Annotated in this window: 19 protein-coding genes and 1 tRNA gene; 10 read left to right on the top strand and 10 right to left on the bottom strand. The window is 47.9% G+C overall.

Annotated features, from left to right (window positions below):
• Window positions 1-353 precede the first annotated feature (353 nt).
• Window positions 354-2,447, top strand: coding sequence for a glycoside hydrolase family 97 protein (locus tag Q1B04_RS13260; RefSeq protein ID WP_299759767.1), 2,094 nt, complete (start codon window positions 354-356; stop codon window positions 2,445-2,447).
• Between the two features lie 192 nt (window positions 2,448-2,639).
• Here Q1B04_RS13260 and Q1B04_RS13255 read toward each other — a convergent pair whose 3' ends face one another.
• Together Q1B04_RS13255 and Q1B04_RS13250 are read right to left on the bottom strand one after the other, a co-directional pair.
• Window positions 2,640-3,197 carry a hypothetical protein gene (locus Q1B04_RS13255; protein ID WP_299759766.1) on the bottom strand — a complete coding sequence of 186 codons (558 nt, stop codon included), beginning with the start codon at window positions 3,195-3,197 and terminating at the stop codon, window positions 2,640-2,642.
• Window positions 3,198-3,410: 213 nt separating this feature from the next.
• Window positions 3,411-4,235 carry an MBL fold metallo-hydrolase gene (locus Q1B04_RS13250; RefSeq protein ID WP_299759500.1) on the bottom strand — a complete coding sequence of 275 codons (825 nt, stop codon included), beginning with the start codon at window positions 4,233-4,235 and terminating at the stop codon, window positions 3,411-3,413.
• A gap of 212 nt (window positions 4,236-4,447) precedes the next feature.
• On the opposite strand from Q1B04_RS13250, the gene Q1B04_RS13245 reads away from it, so the two are divergent.
• The gene (locus Q1B04_RS13245) at window positions 4,448-5,446 is read left to right on the top strand and encodes a hypothetical protein (protein ID WP_299759498.1); all 999 of its coding nucleotides are present in this window, start codon (window positions 4,448-4,450) and stop codon (window positions 5,444-5,446) included.
• 78 nt (window positions 5,447-5,524) lie between these two features.
• Here the strand turns inward: Q1B04_RS13245 and Q1B04_RS13240 are convergent, their stop codons facing one another.
• The 3 genes from Q1B04_RS13240 to Q1B04_RS13230 all read right to left on the bottom strand — a co-directional run bounded on the left by Q1B04_RS13240 (window position 5,525) and on the right by Q1B04_RS13230 (window position 7,076).
• Window positions 5,525-6,241 (bottom strand): SIMPL domain-containing protein, encoded by a 717-nt coding sequence (locus Q1B04_RS13240; protein ID WP_299759496.1) that lies wholly within the window; start codon window positions 6,239-6,241, stop codon window positions 5,525-5,527.
• A 143-nt stretch (window positions 6,242-6,384) separates the two neighbouring features.
• Window positions 6,385-6,732: a hypothetical protein gene (locus tag Q1B04_RS13235; RefSeq protein WP_299759494.1), complete on the bottom strand. Its 348-nt coding sequence runs from the start codon at window positions 6,730-6,732 to the stop codon at window positions 6,385-6,387.
• A gap of 68 nt (window positions 6,733-6,800) precedes the next feature.
• On the bottom strand, window positions 6,801-7,076 hold the full coding sequence (locus Q1B04_RS13230; RefSeq protein WP_299759492.1) for a hypothetical protein: 276 nt from the start codon (window positions 7,074-7,076) through the stop codon (window positions 6,801-6,803).
• Window positions 7,077-7,279: 203 nt separating this feature from the next.
• On the opposite strand from Q1B04_RS13230, the gene Q1B04_RS13225 reads away from it, so the two are divergent.
• Window positions 7,280-7,354, top strand: a tRNA-Glu gene (locus tag Q1B04_RS13225).
• Window positions 7,355-7,569: 215 nt separating this feature from the next.
• On the opposite strand, the gene Q1B04_RS20025 is transcribed toward Q1B04_RS13225, so the two are convergent.
• From Q1B04_RS20025 to Q1B04_RS13210, 4 genes are all read right to left on the bottom strand, one after another.
• Window positions 7,570-7,683 carry an IS3 family transposase gene (locus Q1B04_RS20025; RefSeq protein ID WP_366524699.1) on the bottom strand — a complete coding sequence of 38 codons (114 nt, stop codon included), beginning with the start codon at window positions 7,681-7,683 and terminating at the stop codon, window positions 7,570-7,572.
• A 44-nt stretch (window positions 7,684-7,727) separates the two neighbouring features.
• Entirely contained in the window at window positions 7,728-8,057 is a 330-nt protein-coding gene (locus tag Q1B04_RS13220; RefSeq protein WP_299759490.1) for a DDE-type integrase/transposase/recombinase, read from the bottom strand.
• 170 nt (window positions 8,058-8,227) lie between these two features.
• Window positions 8,228-8,398 (bottom strand): IS3 family transposase, encoded by a 171-nt coding sequence (locus Q1B04_RS13215; protein ID WP_299759488.1) that lies wholly within the window; start codon window positions 8,396-8,398, stop codon window positions 8,228-8,230.
• Window positions 8,399-8,430: 32 nt separating this feature from the next.
• Window positions 8,431-8,721 (bottom strand): transposase, encoded by a 291-nt coding sequence (locus Q1B04_RS13210; protein WP_299759486.1) that lies wholly within the window; start codon window positions 8,719-8,721, stop codon window positions 8,431-8,433.
• A 325-nt stretch (window positions 8,722-9,046) separates the two neighbouring features.
• Between Q1B04_RS13210 and gntA the strand changes: the two genes are divergently transcribed.
• The 4 genes from gntA (at window position 9,047) to Q1B04_RS13190 (ending at window position 12,627) form a co-directional block, all read left to right on the top strand.
• Window positions 9,047-9,766 carry a guanitoxin biosynthesis heme-dependent pre-guanitoxin N-hydroxylase GntA gene (gntA, locus tag Q1B04_RS13205; protein ID WP_299759484.1) on the top strand — a complete coding sequence of 240 codons (720 nt, stop codon included), beginning with the start codon at window positions 9,047-9,049 and terminating at the stop codon, window positions 9,764-9,766.
• Window positions 9,767-9,796: 30 nt separating this feature from the next.
• Window positions 9,797-10,381: an urea carboxylase-associated family protein gene (locus tag Q1B04_RS13200; RefSeq protein WP_299759482.1), complete on the top strand. Its 585-nt coding sequence runs from the start codon at window positions 9,797-9,799 to the stop codon at window positions 10,379-10,381.
• Window positions 10,382-10,632: 251 nt separating this feature from the next.
• On the top strand, window positions 10,633-11,544 hold the full coding sequence (locus tag Q1B04_RS13195) for a DUF808 domain-containing protein (RefSeq protein ID WP_299759480.1): 912 nt from the start codon (window positions 10,633-10,635) through the stop codon (window positions 11,542-11,544).
• A 222-nt stretch (window positions 11,545-11,766) separates the two neighbouring features.
• Window positions 11,767-12,627, top strand: coding sequence for a bestrophin family ion channel (locus tag Q1B04_RS13190; protein WP_299759478.1), 861 nt, complete (start codon window positions 11,767-11,769; stop codon window positions 12,625-12,627).
• Window positions 12,628-12,703: 76 nt separating this feature from the next.
• Here Q1B04_RS13190 and Q1B04_RS13185 read toward each other — a convergent pair whose 3' ends face one another.
• Window positions 12,704-13,516, bottom strand: a complete 813-nt coding sequence (locus tag Q1B04_RS13185) for a hypothetical protein (protein WP_299759476.1) — start codon at window positions 13,514-13,516, stop codon at window positions 12,704-12,706.
• 284 nt (window positions 13,517-13,800) lie between these two features.
• Here Q1B04_RS13185 and Q1B04_RS13180 point away from each other — a divergent pair, with 284 nt between their 5' ends.
• The 3 genes from Q1B04_RS13180 to zwf all read left to right on the top strand — a co-directional run bounded on the left by Q1B04_RS13180 (window position 13,801) and on the right by zwf (window position 19,215).
• Entirely contained in the window at window positions 13,801-15,681 is a 1,881-nt protein-coding gene (locus Q1B04_RS13180; RefSeq protein WP_299759474.1) for a gamma-glutamyltransferase family protein, read from the top strand.
• 474 nt (window positions 15,682-16,155) lie between these two features.
• A complete protein-coding gene (gene gndA, locus Q1B04_RS13175) occupies window positions 16,156-17,577 on the top strand; it encodes an NADP-dependent phosphogluconate dehydrogenase (protein WP_299759472.1) in 1,422 nt (473 codons plus the stop codon).
• Between the two features lie 129 nt (window positions 17,578-17,706).
• Window positions 17,707-19,215 carry a glucose-6-phosphate dehydrogenase gene (gene zwf, locus Q1B04_RS13170; RefSeq protein WP_299759470.1) on the top strand — a complete coding sequence of 503 codons (1,509 nt, stop codon included), beginning with the start codon at window positions 17,707-17,709 and terminating at the stop codon, window positions 19,213-19,215.
• The last annotated feature ends 16 nt before the right edge of the window (window positions 19,216-19,231 follow it).

Below are 19,231 nucleotides of genomic sequence, written 5' to 3'. Positions count from 1 at the left end.
GCCTTGGCATTCTGGCGCTGCCAAACAACTCAATACTAGCTTTTCAATTTTATATGCTCCCTAGCGGGATAAAATTCACGTTGCAGCGCTATTACAGTTAATATGGCACTCAACCTGCCGCCCTTACACAAGATGGTGGCGCGCAAGAGGAAGTATAAATTTTCCGATATTTGCGGTGCACCAGAGAGACGCAGGCGCAAAACAAAGTATAAACCAGAGAACCACAATCTATTAAATAATTAATGACCAATAAGTATAACATGAACCTTAAACAAACCCAAAGACGCAGCAGGCAAGCTGGCCGCAGCGTGCGCAGGATGTTTCTCCTCCTGTTTCTCTGCACCTTTACCACCATGGTAAATGCGCAGACAATTACCTCCCCGGATAAGAACTTTACAATGAAGTTTGAGCTTACGGCCAAGGGAGAGCCTACTTACCAACTCACTTACAAAAAGAAGCCGGTAATTAAGCAGAGTAAACTGGGAATAGCCACGCAGGATGTTCCTTCTTTTATGGAGGGTTTTACTGTTGCCGACACAAAGCAGACATCGGTAAACGATACCTGGGAGCCTATTATGGGCGAGCAGAAAACCATTCGTAACAACTACAACGAGTTGCTGGTAACCCTGGCTCAGAAAGACCAGAAAGGCCGTCAGATGCTTGTTCGCTTCCGTTTGTTTAACGACGGACTTGGTTTCCGTTATGAGTTTCCGGAGCAGCCGGAGCTAAGCTACTTCATCATCGAAGAGGAGCACTCGGAGTTTAACCTCAACGGCGATCATAAAATCTTCTGGATCAGAGGCGATTATGACACAAACGAATATGCCTACACTACCTCGCAGATCTCAGAGATTCCGTCGCTGATCGAAAAAGCTACACACGATGTGCACGCGCAGCACCCAATCGATACGCTGTCTGTGCAAACGCCGTCTATGATGAAATCTTCGGATGGTCTGTACATCAACATACACGAGGCTGCGCTGGTAAATTACCCGGCCATGCACCTGAACGTGAACCCGAAGAACTTTAAAATGAGCTCGCACCTGACGCCGGACGCAGTTGGCAACAAAGGTTATTTGCAGACAGATGCCCATACGCCTTGGCGCACGATTGTGGTGAGCGATAAAGCGACTGATATTCTGGAGTCGAGACTTATACTTAACCTGAACGAGCCTACCAAGTATGAGGACGTGTCCTGGATAAAGCCGGTAAAGTATATCGGTGTATGGTGGGAGTATTTTGTGGCCGGTAAAAGCACCTGGGCCTATGGTACTGAGACTAACGTAAAACTGAGCGATGACTTTACTGAACTAACGCCAAACAACCGCCACGGCGCCAACACTGAAAACGTGAAAAACCGCATCGATTTTGCCGCCAAGCACGGTTTTGATGCTGTACTGGTAGAGGGCTGGAACATTGGCTGGGAAGACTGGTTTGGTAACTGGAAAGAGAACGTATTCGATTTTGTGACATCTTACCCTGATTTCGACGAGAAAGAGCTTCAGAAGTATGCCGCAGATAAAGGCGTAAAACTAATGATGCACCACGAGACTTCCGGCTCTGCTACCAACTACGAAAGACGCCTGCACGAGGCCTTCCAGTTTATGGAAGACCACGGCTATAACTCGGTAAAGACCGGTTATGTAGGCAAAATTATTCCGCGCGGTGAGCACCATGACGGGCAGTGGATGGTAAACCACTACATTCATGTGGCTGAGACGGCCGCCAAGTATAAAATCATGATTAACAGCCACGAGGCAGTTCGCCCGACAGGCGTGCACCGCACCTACCCGAACTGGATTGCGCAGGAGTCTGCCCGCGGAACTGAGTTCGAGTCGATGGGTGGCCTTGCCCCTGACCATACAACCATTCTGCCATTTACCCGCCTGATGGGAGGCCCGATGGACTATACGCCAGGTATCTTCCAGACAGACCTTTCTTACTACGGCACAGGCAGCAACCAGCGCGTTAACACAACGCTGGTGAAGCAACTGGCTTACTACGTTACTATGTACAGCCCGCTGCAAATGGCAGCCGACCTGCCAGAGAACTACGAGCGCTTCCCGGATGCTTTCCAGTTTATCAAAGATGTAGCCCTGGATTGGGACGATACGTGGGTGCAGGAAGCTGAGCCGGGCGATTATGTAACCATAGCCCGTAAGGCAAAAGGCAAGAATGAGTGGTACATTGGCGGTGTTACAGACGAGAACTCCCGCACAGCCACTATCCGCTTCGATTACCTGCCTAAAGGCAAAGAATACATTGCCACTATCTATGCCGATGCAAAAGATGCCAGCTGGAACAAAAACCCGCAGAAATACGAAATCCGTAAGGTTAGAGTTAACTCTAAAAGCGTGCTGAAGCAGTATTTAGCACCAGGTGGCGGTGTAGCTGTTAGCATTAAAGAAGGCAGCAAACAGGACTTAAAAGGCCTGAAGAAGCTTTAATTAGAATAGATTAAAAGTATAAAAAGGGTAGGCGCGTATATTGCGCCTACCCTTTTTTCTTTAGCAATATGTACGGCAGCAGATATAGCACCTTCGCAAAGTATAAACTATCCACTCCGTTCTGCTTTATGCTGAGTTTCTTAAAGTATAAACGTTGCCATACTTTAACTCCAGTATCAGAAAAAGGTGCAGTTAGTTACGTGGCGGGTTTATCATGATGTGGGCTCCGTGCGTGCCCGGATACATGATCCAGGGCATGGCTGGTGCGTTAGGTTTTAGGGGCAGGCCCGTGCTTTCAGAAGTGGCGTACGGAATATAAACCACGTAACGCAGATAGCCGTTTTTCACATCGCCAGTAGCGGCATTAAAATCTTCTGCTGAGGCAGTATAAACAAACAAGGTAGTGGGCTGCTTCGGCATTTTCATTTTGCCGCTTTTCGCCTCCTGCTCCCTGGTCGCAAAAATTTCCTCTGAGCTTTTCCCTGCTTTTCTCAATTCGCGGCCTCTGGCCATAAAAGGCTCCAGATCTTTGTGGTAACAGGACACTGATATACCTTCCTGCATCGGGTCATCGGCCAGGCAGATCATTTCGTTGCTGCCTTTGCGCAGTAGTACAAACTTGCCATCGGCGTCATAGCCGTACACGGCGGCACCGTCGCGATTATCGGCGGGTGCCGCAAGCAAGGCCGCTTTAATTTGTGCTTCAGAGGATGTGGCTTTCTGCTGCGTCTGGGCTTGCGCGCCAAACATAGTAACAGCCAGCAATAATGTCAGTAATGTTGCCTTCATTTCACTTTTAAAGTTTAGTTTGAACTATACATGCTGCCATACAAAGCACATACCTTGCACGAGCTATTCATGCTAACGAACCTCCTCAGATAAGGATAACTTTTTGAGTATGGATGAATTTTAAAAGTGTAAAGTAGCAATAACACGTAAAAATTTTACTGATACAAATCGCTACTATGCAATGGCATCAAACAGGCTGGTCTGAATACCTATAGGGCTTACGGGCAAAGGTTTGTTGGTGATAGTATAAACTGGTGTCTCCTCAAAACGAGAGGCTACCACCACCTCAGTGCCGTCGGCATGCAGCGTAAAAAGGTTTTTCACCAATTTAGGGCAGTTGTTGTCTTTAGAAAGGTGCGAGAGCAGCAGGTGGCTCATAAACGGTGGCTTATAAGCAGTAAAAAGGCTCAGTGCCTGCCTATTGGATAAATGCCCTTTGCCTCCCCGGATGCGGTTTTTGAGGTAATACGGGTAACGGCCTTTGTCCAGCATTGCCTCATCATAATTTGCTTCCAGAAAAACAGCGTGGCATTGCTGAAAGTGCTCGATAACATGGTGGCAAGGCACACCGATATCCGTAAAAACGCCTACACGCACCTTTTGGCCAGAAACTATAAAACTGTGCGGGTCTCGGGCATCGTGGTACTTCGGAAAAGCCGTAACGCTTAAGTTACCTACCTGCACCTGCTCATGCGCCTGAAAAGGTATCACCTGCACACCAGTAAAATCCAACCTGGAATTCTGGAGCGTATCCGGCGTAATATAAACCGGCAGCTTATACTTACGGGCCAGCACAGGCACTCCTTTTATGTGGTCAGCGTGCTCATGCGATACAAAAACAGCTTTCACCTTGCTCATCGAAAGTCCCAGTCGGCTCATGCGCTTTTCGGTTTCCCGGCACGAAATACCCGCGTCCACCAGCACTGCCTCGCGATGGTTGCCGATGTAATAGCAGTTGCCGTTGCTTCCGGAATTAAGAGATGTGATGAAGAGCTGCATGAACTGCAAAGTAACCATTATTCCTGCTGTTATTCAACCTATGTTATCTACCATACTTTTAAAACGTGCAAATACCTGCGCTGCAGCTTTATAAAGGCGGTTTTAATAAAAAAATTTATACTTTGCCAGCAGCCTTTTCGGCTTCTGGAAGGCAGTCTTTTCGGAAGTCGCTCAGGCTTCTGTATCTTTGTGTGGTAGAACCGAAATTAAGTATGATCGACCTGACACTATACGACCCGTTTGAGCGAATGCAGTTTACCGACACCAACTGCTTCCTGTGCGGAACTATCATAACCAAAGAGCATCGCGCTCCTGTGTTTGCCGAATGGCTGCAGCAAAAGTATAACTTACAAAACAAAGAGCTCCTGCTGCTCGATAAAAGCGTCACCACATTCAGCCAACTCAGCATCCCCTGCTGCGACCGTTGCCATACACATTACCTGCTTCCTCTGGAGCACGAGGTGGAACAGGCTGCCGCAAAAGGCATGGAAGGTTTGCAGGCACTTCCGCCCCAGCGCCTTTTTCAGTGGATAGGCAAAATGTACTATGGCTCTTTGGTAACAGAGTTGATTAAGGAGACCAATCCGCTGGTGATGCCGGAATACGCGGTAAGCGAAGACCCGAAGATGCTGGGCAAATTCCGCTCATTCTATCAGGTGCTGCAGTCGCTGCGGGTGCCGATGGTGTTTGATGGCTTTCTACCTTGCTCGCTGTTTCTGCTGCAGGTGAGTCCCACAGAAGACAGTCTTCCTTTTGAGTTTCAGGATGAGCTGACCACCATGTGCTTCAGCATTAAGCTTGGCTCAGTTGCCATTGTGTGCACGTTGCTTGATAACGGCATCATTAAGAAAGCGCTTGGCAGGCTGTACCAGGTAGCGGAGGAAAAGCAGTTGCACCCTATTCAGCTGGCGGAGTTTAAAGCGCGTGTTTTCTATGCGGCTTACATTTTTAACGTGGTGCCAGAGTACTTTATACGTCCCGTAAAACCAGAAGACGACTACCTGGTGCTGGATACGCTGATAGACGACGTAACAAATGAAATATTTAACCCTTGGGAGATGCCAGCCTACGCACACATGCTGGAGGAAATGCTAAAGCCCTGGAATATACGCGAGCAGCAGATCCTGCAAAACCCGCAGCAGCCACTCAGCTTTTTGCTGGATGAGCACAACCAGTTTAAGCCAATGGAGCGTTATCTAAAGCAAGTATAGCAACTGCTTTAAAGTATAAAATGGCAGCGGCGGCACTTTTAAAAGTGCCGCCGCTGCCATTTTATACTTTAAAGCAGTTTATTCTATCACAAAGCTTACATCAACGTTAGCTGATATAATTACTTCACCGCCTGCTATAGTTGGGCCTCCCGCACTATCATAGACAGCAGATTCCATAACGGCCATTTTATACATTGGTCTGGGGCCGCCGTTGCTGCTGCCCTCTCCAATAGCGTACACTCTTCCTAGTTTAGCGCCTAGCTCCGAAGTAAGCATTGAAGCCTTATCTTTTGCATTAGCCACGGCTTTCTTTCTTGCCTCCGTTTTATATTTTTCCATGTCTGACACCTGGAACTGCACACCGTCCACATGATTGGCGCCAACCTCGTACAAGCCCGAAAGCAGTTCATCAAACTTGTCCAGTTTTTTAACGATAACCGTCATACTTTTCTGTGCCATATAAAAATCAGGAGACGTACGGCCATACTCGCCGCTGGTATATACCGGGCGCAGCGTTACAAACGATGTTTGAATATGCTTTGCCTCCACACCTTGCTTCTTGAGGTAATTTATGATGGCGGCAGCTTTCTTATCGGTCTCTTTACGAGCCTCGTCCAGCGTTTTTCCTCGTGTTTCCACCCCAAGGTTTACCACAACCTCGTTTGGCTGCACCCTTACTTCGCCAGTGCCGTTTACGCTTACCAAAGGTGGCAAAACCTGAGTTTGCTGCGCCTGCACCGACAGAGCGGAGAAAACAAGCATGCTCAGGAACAGGACTAGATTCATCTTTTTCATAGTAGTAGATTTAAGTTTAGTTTAACGAATATATAGTAGATAGCTATATAAAGCACTTTGCAAACCTTATGCCACAAGTATAGCGCACAATAAAAAAACCCTTAACCTGTTGGGCTAAGGGTTTCTTTTTATAAAGCAGAAGATTATTCTGCGTCGTAATCATACTCATCATTTGCACTGTAGCGCGACACCAAAATAGCACCGACTGTAAGTGCGCCTGCAGCTACTATAAGTTGGGTGGTGGTAAAGCGTTTGGATGCCTTTATAATAATGTGCCCCAGGTCTTGCATCAGGTCCGGCAGTTTCTCATGTCGCCCCTGAAATACGTGCATCGCAGATTCCACTGTCCTGGACATATCGTGCGGCTGCAGTATTTGCATCACGTTACCATCCTGCTTTTTCTCTCCGCTTTTCTGCTGGCTGCTGTTGCTGTTTTTATTATTGTTATCGTTGTTGCTATTGTTCTGACTTTGAGATGTATTGTTTTCCATAGTTTTATAAGTGTTTTTGGATTGATTTAATAGTATACGGGATGGATAGGAAAAGTATATTGCTGCGCCTAATGCTGCGGCCTTCCGCCGTGTTGCACCATAAGCTCATCCATACGGGCCTGCAATGTATCTAGGCTTATCATCATACTCGCCGGGAAACCTACATCCAATTTATCAAGCTTAAGCACTTCCGCATCAGGGTTATACTCATACATTCCTGAAACGCCTTTCTCGCTGAAACTGCCGTTATTTGATTGCAGGTTTATACCATACGTTTTCAGCTTGTTTTTCAGTTGGTCGAAAGCCTCGGGTTTCACGCCTTCGTATTGCAGGTTTTTAGCCATTTCTGATAAGATTTTTCGGTTTAGAGATTAGGTTATTAGTAACGCAAGAAGGCATTATTGGTTAACATTTCCGAACATGAGCTACTGCACCAAAATTTAGCGATTGATAATCAAGCACATCCTTTTAAGCTTGAAAAATATTTCAGAGAGGCTATTGCACTTAAAAAAACACCCGCTATATTTGCACCACAATCAGACAGAACGGCCCGTTCGTCTAGGGGTTAGGACGCCAGATTTTCATTCTGGTAACAGGGGTTCGATTCCCCTACGGGCTACCAAGAGGGAAAAGTAAGTTTCACAGCTGCTTTTCCCTTTTTCTTTTTCCCTCACTTTCTGCTCCAGCTCCTTGGAAAGGGCGAAAAAGGAATTGATGGGCTGGGTTCGATAACTCTCCTTTTCCCGGTCATAAGCCACCCCCTGCGGAAACACTGCTGCCTGCAGCCTCCTGCGCTGGGCGTTATCTGGAATTCCCACAGTTTACTGTAGGCTTTTTTCAGGCAGCCACACTTTGTTGATATAACCACTCTTCATATTGACAGGGAGTCAGATAGCCCAGTGCTGAGTGCCTCCTTTCCCGGTTGTAGAAGCCTTCGATGTACTCGAATATGGCCAGTCGGGCCTGTTGCCTGGTGGTAAACTTGCGGTGGTAGACTACTCTGTTTTCAATGTTTTAAAGAAGCTCTCAGCCACGGCATTATCCCAGCAGTTGCCTTTCCTACTCATGCTCTGCACGACAGGTAAGTCCTGTAGTTGCCTCCTGAAGGCGCTGCAGGCATACTGCACGCCCCGGTCCGAGTGAAACAGCAGAGACGCTGTCACAGGCCTGTTTCTCTTGGCCATCTGGAAGGCCGCCACCGTGGTGGATTCCGCCTCCATGGTCTCACTCAGCGCCCAGCCCATCACCTTCCGGTCGGCCAAGTCCAGCACGGCTGTCAGATACAGCCAACCTTCCCCGGTTTTGATGTAGGTAAGGTCAGACACTCATTTCTGAGCCAGCCGCTCTGCGGTAAAGTCCCGGTTCAGGTGGTTCTCTGCCACTGTGAACAAGTGCTTGGAGTCGTGGTCTGCACCCGGTATTTCCTGCGTATAATGCTCCTTAGCTGATACTTCTGCATCAGACGGGCTACCCGCGGACGCGAAGCCCTGATGCCTTAGTCCCTCAGCTCGAAACTAATGCGGGGAGAGCCATAGCGACACTTACTCTGCTCATAGACCCGTTGGATCTGCGCCACTAGTTCCTGCTCTTTGTGCTCCCGCTGGCTCATCGGGTTTTTAAGCCAGAAGTAATAGCCACTTACGCTCACTTGCAGCACTTCGCACATCTTCTCTACGGGATATTGGCTCCGGTGCTCTTTTATGAATCTGAATACCGCCCGTCTCCCCTGGAGAAGATGCTGATAGCTTTTTTTAGGATATCACGCTCCAGCTGCGCCTCCTTCAACTCTTTCTGTAATCGTTTTATCTCTCTTTGCTCGTCTGTCAGTCCTTCGGTGGGCCGGGAAGGAGAGCTGTCCTTTTGCCGCCACTTGCTCAATCGGCCGGGATCAATGCCCATCTCATCGGCTACCTCTTTCACTGACCTCCTGGCATAGTATAGATCAATGGGCATCCGCTTGAAGGAGGCGTCATACACTAGTTTTTCCATAACAGTCAAATGTAACACTTTATCTAAAGCTGCCCTTCTTAAACCCTCCAGTCAAATGTAGCAAGTTCAGTTTGTTTTAACTCATAAAAATTGCACCCTTTTCAGCCATCTTGAGTATAAAGCTTTATCAACGGAAACGCCAATGGTCCGGAAAAGCAGTCGCTGAAGCTGGCAAGGAAACGCTCTGTTTATATTCAGAATCTTATTAGGAGCTTTTTAACACTGCACCTTTACTTGTATACTTTCCTCGCTTCTCCTGTTACATAGTACGGTACCACACCCGCCTAGAGGAAATGGCAAACCCGGCAACCTTTAATAAAGCAGCATGAGCACCCAAAATACTAAAACATACTTCACGCCAGAAGAACTGGATACAGCTGAGCATGAAGACTTAAAAGACATTTACCAAAGCTTTACTGATAAAATAAGCGATATGGAGTACCCCTGCGTTGGGGCTAAGGCGGCATTAAACTCCAAACAGATTCGGTTGGGACTGTACGATAGTATGGCCACTGCAGAAACCACTGAGCAGCTTGGCAGAGACCTGAAACACTATATTGCAGAGACAATTGCAGCCGAGAGCGAGTACATGACCATGGTGGCTGTTTTCAAAGATGAGAAGCCGGCGACAGAGCTATCATTCGAAAAGAAACTGTGGGAGCAGCTGCAGTTTCTCCACAACAGCGACGACAGCCCCAACCCCTGGGACCCAGAGGTGAGCAGCAATCCATCAGACACAAATTTTAGTTTCAGCTACAATGGTACGGCTTTTTTTGTGGTGGGCTTACACCCTAACGCAAGCCGAAAAGCCAGGCAAACCGGTTACACTGCTATGGCCTTCAACCTTCACCGGCAGTTTGAGCAGCTACGCGAAAAAGGTGTTTACGATAACATGAAAAAGGTAATCCGGGAACGGGAAGTTGCCTACGATGGTGCCATAAACCCTATGCTCGGTGACTTTGGAGAAGGCTTGGAAGCCCCACAGTACAGCGGCCGCCAGGTTGACGAGAGCTGGAAATGCCCTTTTCTGGCAGGCAAACTTTAACCACTTAGACAAGCAATTTTAGAATAAGGAATGATTGAAACTATAGCCAAACAAACCGGTGCCGCTTTTAAGTTAAAGAAAGGCGATAAACTGAAAGTGATTGACCCGCAAGGGGAACAGGTTAGCGACATGGTACTGTTTAACGCCGAAGACAGGCGCGAGAAGCTTTCTTCAGGTAAAACGCTGGATTTTGAGGAGACCATACTCATCACCAAAGGTCATCATCTCTGGAGTAACCGAAGCCACAAAATGATGGAGATACTGGAAGACACGAATGGCCGCAACGATTTCCTGCTGGCACCCTGCAGTCCCGAGACCTTCCAGATTATGTACCAGAACCCGGAATACCATCCAAGCTGTTTCGAGAACCTCTACACCAACTTATCCAAGTATGGCATAGAACCCGACGATGTACCTACTGCCTTCAACATTTTCATGAATGTGCAGTTTGCATCGGATGGTAAACTTACGGTATCGCCCCCTACCAGCAAAGCAGGCGATTATGTGCTTCTGGAGGCTAAAATGGACTTAATTGTAGGTTTAACAGCTTGTTCAGCGGAGCAATCAAACAACTATAGTTTTAAGCCGATACAGTTTGAGGTGATACCCGCATAGCATTAAACCCTTGCTATAGCACACTCCCATTGCACCAGCAGCGTAGGCAATATTTGCCTACGCTGCATTTTTATAAAGTATAAACTATCAATGTTTTAAACCTGCACGAGCCTTAGCAGACCTGATCTTCGGGTAGAGGTATAGTTAAAATATTTGCAGGTCGCTTCAATTTCACGTTATTTACCATTCTAATTCCTCTATATAAGGGATTATACAAGATAACTAAACTCTTTTATACTTTACCAAAAGCAATGGCTACAGGACTACTTGCGCTACTTGATGATGTGTCTGCCCTCGTGAAAGCAAGCGCGGCAAGCTTAGATGATGTTCCAACCCAAGTGGCGAAAACTACAAGCAAAGTATCCGGAATTGTAATTGACGATACCGCCGTAACGCCCAAGTATGTCGTTGGTCTGGATCCCTCGCGCGAGCTTTCCATCATCTATCAAATAGCTAAGAAATCACTGATAAATAAGTTATTTCTGCTGAGCCCGGCCGCACTTGTCTTAGGCTTTTTCGCTCCTTGGGCCATCCCTCCTATACTTATGCTGGGTGGTGCTTACCTGTGTTTCGAGGGCTATGAGAAAGTGCATTCCATGTTCAGTAAGTCACCTGCTGGGCACGATGCAGGAGCGCAGCCTGAAGTAATTACGCCCGCAGAATTAGAGCAGGAAAGGGTAAAAGGCGCCGTCCGCACAGACCTAATATTATCTGCCGAGATTGTAGCCATCACCTACGCCACTGTAGCTGACAACCCATTGATGAACCAGATTGCCGTAATGCTGGCAGTAGGCATTTTTATTACTGTTGCCGTCTACGGTTTTGTTGGCCTTATTGTAAAGGCAGATGATATTGGGATGCATATGGCAAAAGATGATCATCACCCACAGGTAAGGAAAATCGGGCACGGAATCGTAAAATTTATGCCTTTATTTCTGAAGATACTGAGTTATGTAGGCACAGCAGCCATGCTTTGGGTAGGAGCTGAAATTATTGCGCACGGCATTCCGTTCTTAAGCCATGCCTTGGATAACCTGGCGCACTCTCTTGCTGATATCCCTCTACTTGGCTGGCTTGCAACAGTTGTAGTCAGTATGCTGGGAGGATTAATCTTAGGGGCAATCATAGAAAAAATCGTGATGCTTGTACGCAAGCTCGTTTAACCTTTCCCAGAATTTGAGCTGATATTTACAAGTATAATACTTCCTAAAAATCCTCTTCAGGTGTTCTTGAAGAGGATTTTTACTTTTATGCCTAAAGTAATTTCGGCAAATACTTCTCCCCGCTTCTTTTTCGTCGCCTATACTTTATGCGCTATTGCCTTATCTTTGGCTAAAGTATAAACTTCTCTTATCAGCCAAAAGCTCGCGGAAAAACTTTGTAGCATGATTAACTATAACCCGAAAGACTGGTTCATTTTTATCTTCAGGTTCACGAAAGCTGATACTTTTAGAAGGCTGCTGCCGCTCATGCTGGCTGTAAGTGTATATTCTGGCGCTATCGCTTATTTTGAACTGAACTACCTTAACCTGGCCGAATCTCAGTATATCCGCAACATCGGGTTGATGCACAGTGTTTTGGGCTTCGTTATTTCCCTGCTTTTAGTGTTCAGGACCAACACGGCATACGACCGCTGGTGGGAAGGCCGCAAAATTTGGGGAGGCCTGACAAACAGCTGCCGCAACCTGGCAATTAAAATTCAGGCGATGACGACCGACGAGAAAGACAGGCAGTTTTTCCGGCTGATGATTCCGAACTACGGCTTTGCCTTGAAAAACCTGCTGCGCGAAAACGAGAACTTCCATGAGCTGGACCCGGTGCTGGACCTGAAAAGAGAAAAGCACCTTCCCAACCAGCTGGCTGCCGGCCTCTACACCCGAATCAACGCCATGCATACAGAGGGCAGACTAACCACTGCCCAAATGCTGATACTGAATGAAGACGTGAAAGCGCTCACAGACCACTGCGGCGCCTGTGAGCGCATCAAAAACACCCCTATCCCCTTCACCTACAGTGTATTCATAAAGAAATTCATCTTCTTTTATGTGATGACACTGCCCTTTGGCTGGGTGTTTAGCATGGGCTACTTTATTGTACCGGTTGTGGTGCTTATACTTTACGCCTTGGCCAGTTTGGAGCTGATTGCAGAAGAAATTGAAAACCCGTTCGGAACCGATGCAAACGACCTGCCTATCGACCAGATTTGCCACAACATCCGCAAACACGTCGGCGAACTCCTGACGTAGCGATGAAATAAATTCATACTTTTAATTGAAACTGTCTCGGCTAGTTTGGTAGATCCATTCACTTGTACTAAAGTTTTCAATGTAGATCAAGGGACTTTTTGCGTGTTCTTACATTCAACACAAGTATAGCCAGCACCGCCAAAGCTACAAAAGACATACTTAGCCACGCAGCAAATATTATCTCTGAGCTTGATGCCAGTTGCAACTGCTGGTGCTTTAAAATAATGCCATACAAAGCCCAGAGGGTTACAAGCCCTACAAAAGGATTCCGGCGTACTAGCACCACGAACAACGTCAGCAGTGTGGCAGCCACGATCATCACGACAGCCCAGAAGGCGTCACTCAGGCCCCAACCATCCCAGCCCACGCCTGTTAGCACGGCACTGATGTTAGCAATGGTGGCAATGCAGATCCAGCCAAAGTATATGCTCAGCGGAAACTGAGTGAACCATTTAGAGGCAGCAGAGCGTGTCGCATCGTAAATCCCCAGCCTTAAGTTCATTGCCAGCAGCGTAACCAGTTGTACAAGCATCAACGCAACAGAAACAATAAGCCACTCATACACCCAAACGATGGTCCAGGCGCCGGTAGCTAGGTTGTTAAGTATAAACAGATACTCTATCCGCTGCAGATCCTGATTGGCCTCGTGTGCGGCATCAGCCTTAAAAGCCTTCACCAGGTGGAAAATACAAAACGCTGTTAACGCCAGGTAAATAACTCCCCAGATTGAGAACGTAATGCCGGCAGGCGTGAACAGTGTGGGGTATTGGGCGGATACATCTCCTATAGTCTGGTTATTCAGCAGTTTAAACTGGCTAAGCTGCGACGGCACCAGGTGCACCAGGAAAAACACAGCATTAAGTATCGCTAAGGATTTAATGTTTTTCATTGTTATAAATTGGTAGAACAGGCTTTTATACTTGCTTTCGGGAATCTACGACGAATTGGCACAGAATAACCAGATTGGCTCAGGCGCAATCGAAGTATAAAATTTTTAAAGTCCACAGGTTTACGGATAAAGCACAAGAACTACGAAGCATTTTCTGGATGTATAAAGACTTTGATTTGCAGGTAATTCACTATCTTTCTTAGCTTGAGCTGCGCGAGGACTTAAAATGATTATCTCTTAATCGCTCTGTGCTTTTAAACCTTAGCTACAAACACTGTACTTCTATGAAAAACCTTTTACTACTTATTGCTTTACTAGTTGCACCCTTCGCAGCCTCTGCGCAACAAACCCAGAAACCGGTGCTCCACGGCAAAAACTGGATGGCGATTACAGGTAAACCTTTGGCTGCCACCGCAGGCGCCATGACGTTTCAGAAGGGTGGAAACGCCGTGGACGCTGCCTGTGCGATGCTTGCTGCCACCTGCACCATGTGGGATGTACTGAGTTGGGGCGGTGAAACACAGGCGCTGATTTATAATCCTAAAACAAAAAAAGTATTAGCCATTAACGCCCTTGGTGTTGCGCCAACTGGTGCCACGCCTGAGTTCTTCAAAAGCAAAGGCTATAATTTTCCGCCTGAAAACGGACCATTGGCCGCTACCACACCCGGAACAGCCGGTGGGCTACTGTACATGCTGGCTAACTACGGCACCCTGAGCCTGGAGCAGGTACTGGCACCCGCTATAGAGATGGCTGCCGGCTACCCCATAGAAGCACAAACGGCCAATAGTATCGAACGGAATAAAGAGCTTATAAAGCAGTGGCCTTACAGTAAAAAAGTATTCCTGACGCACCCCGGTGAGGAGAGGGAAGCCCCTGAGGCCGGGGAAATTTTCGTGCAGAAAGACCTGCTGCAAACGCTCAACAAATTGGTAGAGGCCGAACGTACAGCGCTAAAAAAAGGCAAGAGCCGCAAAGAGGCCATCATGGCTGCTTACAACCGCTTCTATAAAGGCGATATCGCCAAGGAATTTGTACGCGGGAGCAAAGAGCAAGGCGGCCTTATTACGATGCAGGACCTTGCAAACTGGCAGCCAATAGAAGAAGAACCGCTTGCCGTAAACTATAAAGGTATAGAAGTATACAAGCTACAGCAGTGGACGCAGGGCCCAACCATGTTGCAGGCGCTGAACATACTGGAAAACTTTGACCTGAAAGGGATGGGCTACAACAGCGCCCCCTACATCCATACGCTTTACCAGACGATGAACCTTGCCTTCGCAGACCGGGACTTTTATTACGGCGATCCATACTTTGCACCGCAGGAACCCATGAAAGGTCTGCTCAGCAAAGATTACGCAAAACAACGAGCAGCACTGATAGATACTAATAAAAATAATCCGCAAATTGGGCCGGGAAACCCTTATCCGTTTGAAGGCAAAACGAATCCTTACTTAAAACTCCTGAAAGAAAGAGGTTTTGAGCTGGATACAACCAAACGCAACTTTGTACCCGCACACGACATCCGTAACGGTTCCTCTATGTCGGAGTACCAGGACAGGCTCTGGAGAGGCACCACCACCATTGAGGCTGCCGATAAAGAAGGTTGGGTGGTGTCTATAACGCCAAGCGGAGGCTGGATTCCGGCTACCATTGCAGGCAATACCGGTATAGGCATGAGCCAGCGTATGCAAAGCTTTGTGTTGGATAAATCGCTCAATCCTTTTAACGTGGTGGAGCCAGGCAAGAGGCCAAGAGTAACCTTAACGCCTTCTATGGCTTTGAAAGACGGAAAACCCTACCTTTCTTTTGCTGTGCAGGGCGGCGATACGCAGGACCAGAACCTCTTGCAGTTTTTCCTGAATGTGGTTGAGTTTGGGATGAATGTGCAGCAAGCCGCTGAAGCTGCCAATTTTAACACAAACCAGCTCTGGCTCTCTTTAGGAGGAACAAAAACGGAGGATAGGCAACCAAAGCCAGGCCACATCCTGCTGCACGACAGCACGCCGGAGGAAGTGCGCTCCAAACTGAAGCAGATGGGCTATACCCTAACTTTTGACGACCGCACCAGCGGCCCAATCAATGCCATCTACTTTGACTGGAAACATAACAGCTTCTGGGGCGGCTCCAGCAACCATGGCGAGGATTACGGAATAGGCTGGTAGTTTACAATCTGCTGCTAATAAGATTCTGCTAGCAGGAAAAACACCCAACGCTTCATAATAGCAACTGCTTTCTCTTTTGTTGATTTAAGGCTCCTGCAGAAAAGCTTTTTTACACTTGCCCATCAGGTGCATACTTCTAAAGTATAAACCTGATGGGCAAGCCTTTTTAAGGCATTCGAATATTTCCGTTGGCATGCTGTAAACAAGATGCGCGCAACACAATTCCCAACTTTAGAAGGTAAAATCCTGAAATTTCAAAAGTTGTTAAAGAAAGTATAAAGCGCCAAAAACCTGCTTTTCAGGTATAGATTACAATGATTTAATGTATAGATTTATTTTATGTTGTAGCTTTACCTCATAAAATAAGTAAGTCAAAAGGGGCTTGCGACTACCGCTCTACTTTCGGCTGATGCCTTAGAAATACGGTTTACTTTATATAATCATTAGCTTAGACTCTTAACAACACTCCTGCATATGAATAACTTGCAATACGAATTCGGAATGGTTGGCCTGGGTGTTATGGGCAGAAACCTGGCCCTTAACATGGCTGATCATGCTGTTTCTGTCATTGGCCTGGACCTGGACCCCGCGAAAGCTGCTGCACTTGAAACAGAAGCAGGAGCCGGAAAACAAGTAAGAGGCACTACCTCCGCTGAGGAATTTATAAACGCTATCCGTCGCCCGCGAGCGCTGATGCTGCTGGTACCGGCGGGTAAGCCCGTAGATGCCTCCATTGCAAGCCTGCTGCCTCTCCTGGAGCCCGGCGATATTATAGTGGACGGCGGAAACTCATACTTCCCCGACACTGACCGACGTGTAACAGAGCTAGCCGATAAAGGCATTCATTTCTTCGGAATGGGTATTTCTGGCGGGGAAAAAGGCGCCCGCTTCGGCCCCAGCATGATGCCGGGTGGCAACCGCGAGGCTTACGAAAGACTGCGCCCTACCTTTGAGGCCGTGGCCGCCAAAGTAAACGCAGAGCCATGTGTAAGCTACCTGGGCAACGGCTCTGCCGGCAACTATGTTAAAATGGTGCACAACGGCATCGAATACGGCATTATGCAGTTGATCGCTGAAACGTACGATCTGCTGAAGCGCGGACTAAATTTCTCAGATGATGAGCTGCAGCGCGTTTTCCAGCAGTGGAACCAGACAGAGCTACAGTCTTTCCTGATCGAAATTACCGGTGAAATTTTGCAGAAGACGGATGAGGAAACAGGTAACCGTTTGGTAAGTATGATTTCGGACAGAGCCCGCTCCAAAGGAACTGGAAAATGGACCTCCCAGAACGCGATGGACCTGCAAGTACCGGTGCCAACCATTGATACGGCTGTGCTCATGCGCGACATGTCTAAGTATAAAGAGGAACGTGTGCAGGCGGCAAAACTACTGCCAAACCATACTTTGCAGGCCGATGCACCAACAGACCGAAACGAGCTTGTAAACCAAATGCGCCATGCGTTCTACTTTGCTATGATTGCAACTTATGCGCAAGGGATGGCTCAATTGCGCGTGGCTTCCGAGGCTTATAATTACGGGCTGCAACTGCAAGAAGTGGCTAAGATCTGGCGCGGCGGCTGCATTATCCGTGCGGTTTGCCTCGAAGATTTCCGACAGGCTTACGAGAAGAACAGTGAATTGCCGAACCTCCTGCTTGACCCTAAAATCGGGCAAGATATGATGGACCGCCAGCAGGACACCAGAGCAATACTGAAACTGGCAATTGATAAAGGCATTCCAATGCCTGCCTTCATGGCCTCTCTCAGCTACTTCGACGCCTACCGTAGCGAAACCTTACCTACTAATTTGATACAGGCGCAGCGCGATTACTTTGGGGCGCATACCTATGAGCGGACTGACAGAGAAGGGATTTTCCATACTCTTTGGAACGTGTAGCTTACATATCAGGCCAGCTTTAAGGCAGCCAGATGCGGAATAACATGTAACCATACTTTACCTTTGCACCAATACCGGGCAACTGATGCATCAGTTTGCTCCGATTATCATCCAACAATACTATACCTGATGAAAGAAACCCAAAAGACGGGACCAACTATAGCAGTAATTTTTGGTGGTACAGGAGATTTGGCGAAACGAAAACTCATACCTGCCTTTTATAACTTGTTTCTGGATGGGTGGCTACCGGAGCAGTTTGCCGTAATCGGTCTAGGGCGCTCAGAACCTGACAATAACGATTTTCAGCAGCACCTGCGCGAAGGGTTAAGCCAGTTCTCGCGCAGCGGCATGCCAACCGACGAGCAGTGGGAAGCCTTCCAGAGTTCCATCTACTACCTCCCTTCCGACATCAACGACCCGGAATCTTACCGGCAACTGGCTGATAGGATTGAAGGCATTGAAGCCATGTGGGGAACCCGCGCCAACAGGCTATTTTACCTGTCTGTGTCGCCAAGGTTTATAGAGGCAATAACGGTGAACCTGGGCTTGGTAGGCATCGCCAGCAACCCGGAACTGGACCGTATTGTGGTGGAAAAGCCTTTCGGACATGACCTGAAATCTGCCAAAAAGCTAAACCAACTGCTCACCCGCACTTTCCAGGAATCCCAGATTTACCGCATAGACCATTACCTGGGCAAAGAAACGGTTCAGAATATTCTGGCTTTCCGCTTTGCCAACGCCCTTTTTGAGCCACTCTGGAACCGGAATTATATTGAGTACGTGCAGATAACGGTGGCCGAGGAAGTGGGCGTAGAAGACCGTGGCGGCTATTACGAAGGTGCCGGCGCTCTGCGCGATATGATTCAGAACCACCTCCTGCAGCTGCTTTGCATGGTAGCCATGGAGCCGCCCATTTCTTTTGAGGCGGAGGAAATCCGTAACAGGAAAGTAGATGTGCTGCATGCCATCAGGCGCTTGTCCCGCGAGGAAGTCGGCAAATATGCTGTTCGCGGCCAGTACGGCCCAGGTTGGATGAAAGGCAAACAAGTACCAGGCTACCGCCAGGAAACAGGCGTAGATCCGAACTCGACAGTAGAGACTTATGCAGCCGTTAAGTTTTACCTGGACAACTGGCGCTGGCAGGGCGTGCCTTTCTACCTGCGCACAGGCAAGCGCATGCAGGAGAAAAGCTCATCCATCACAGTGCAGTTCAGGTCAGTACCGCACATTACGTTTCCGTCTGCCATGTCGGATAACATCCTGCCGAACCGCCTGATCATCAACATACAGCCCCAAATGGATATCCGCCTTCGTTTTATAGCCAAAAAACCGGGCTTGGACATGGCGCTGACTCCGGCTGAAATGGTGTTCGATTTTAATGCTTACTCGCATCAGTCGCTGTCACCGGAAGCTTACGAGACGTTGTTGCTGGACGCAATGCAGGGCGATGCCACTTTATTTATGCGTTCGGATCAGGTAGAAGTTGCCTGGGATGTCATCACTCCGATTCTGGAAACATGGGAGTCCAGGCCTTCGTTGGAGTTCCCGAATTATGCCGCCGGTATGTGGGGCCCTGAAAACGCAGAGGCTTTAATTGCACGCCAAGGCCATACCTGGACGGTATCCGTAACCAAGTAAAAACTTAGAAAGAAAG

The sequence above is a fragment of the uncultured Pontibacter sp. genome (assembly GCF_947495565.1).
GTDB lineage: Bacteria > Bacteroidota > Bacteroidia > Cytophagales > Hymenobacteraceae > Pontibacter.
The sequence above is the reverse complement of the archived record's forward strand: the minus strand, read 5'-3'. Positions and strand labels throughout refer to the sequence as shown.

Excerpts from the sequence above, each read along its gene's own strand:
- Q1B04_RS13260 (WP_299759767.1), top strand. The coding sequence starts at position 354 with ATGGTAAATGCGCAGACAATTACCTCCCCGGATAAGAACTTTACAATG.
- Q1B04_RS13255 (WP_299759766.1), bottom strand. The coding sequence starts at position 3,197 with ATGTTTGGCGCGCAAGCCCAGACGCAGCAGAAAGCCACATCCTCTGAA.
- Q1B04_RS13250 (WP_299759500.1), bottom strand. The coding sequence starts at position 4,235 with ATGCAGCTCTTCATCACATCTCTTAATTCCGGAAGCAACGGCAACTGC.
- Q1B04_RS13245 (WP_299759498.1), top strand. The coding sequence starts at position 4,448 with ATGATCGACCTGACACTATACGACCCGTTTGAGCGAATGCAGTTTACC.
- Q1B04_RS13240 (WP_299759496.1), bottom strand. The coding sequence starts at position 6,241 with ATGAAAAAGATGAATCTAGTCCTGTTCCTGAGCATGCTTGTTTTCTCC.
- Q1B04_RS13235 (WP_299759494.1), bottom strand. The coding sequence starts at position 6,732 with ATGGAAAACAATACATCTCAAAGTCAGAACAATAGCAACAACGATAAC.
- Q1B04_RS13230 (WP_299759492.1), bottom strand. The coding sequence starts at position 7,076 with ATGGCTAAAAACCTGCAATACGAAGGCGTGAAACCCGAGGCTTTCGAC.
- Q1B04_RS13215 (WP_299759488.1), bottom strand. The coding sequence starts at position 8,398 with ATGTGCGAAGTGCTGCAAGTGAGCGTAAGTGGCTATTACTTCTGGCTT.
- Q1B04_RS13210 (WP_299759486.1), bottom strand. The coding sequence starts at position 8,721 with ATGGAAAAACTAGTGTATGACGCCTCCTTCAAGCGGATGCCCATTGAT.
- gntA (WP_299759484.1), top strand. The coding sequence starts at position 9,047 with ATGAGCACCCAAAATACTAAAACATACTTCACGCCAGAAGAACTGGAT.
- Q1B04_RS13200 (WP_299759482.1), top strand. The coding sequence starts at position 9,797 with ATGATTGAAACTATAGCCAAACAAACCGGTGCCGCTTTTAAGTTAAAG.
- Q1B04_RS13195 (WP_299759480.1), top strand. The coding sequence starts at position 10,633 with ATGGCTACAGGACTACTTGCGCTACTTGATGATGTGTCTGCCCTCGTG.
- Q1B04_RS13190 (WP_299759478.1), top strand. The coding sequence starts at position 11,767 with ATGATTAACTATAACCCGAAAGACTGGTTCATTTTTATCTTCAGGTTC.
- Q1B04_RS13185 (WP_299759476.1), bottom strand. The coding sequence starts at position 13,516 with ATGAAAAACATTAAATCCTTAGCGATACTTAATGCTGTGTTTTTCCTG.
- Q1B04_RS13180 (WP_299759474.1), top strand. The coding sequence starts at position 13,801 with ATGAAAAACCTTTTACTACTTATTGCTTTACTAGTTGCACCCTTCGCA.
- gndA (WP_299759472.1), top strand. The coding sequence starts at position 16,156 with ATGAATAACTTGCAATACGAATTCGGAATGGTTGGCCTGGGTGTTATG.
- zwf (WP_299759470.1), top strand. The coding sequence starts at position 17,707 with ATGAAAGAAACCCAAAAGACGGGACCAACTATAGCAGTAATTTTTGGT.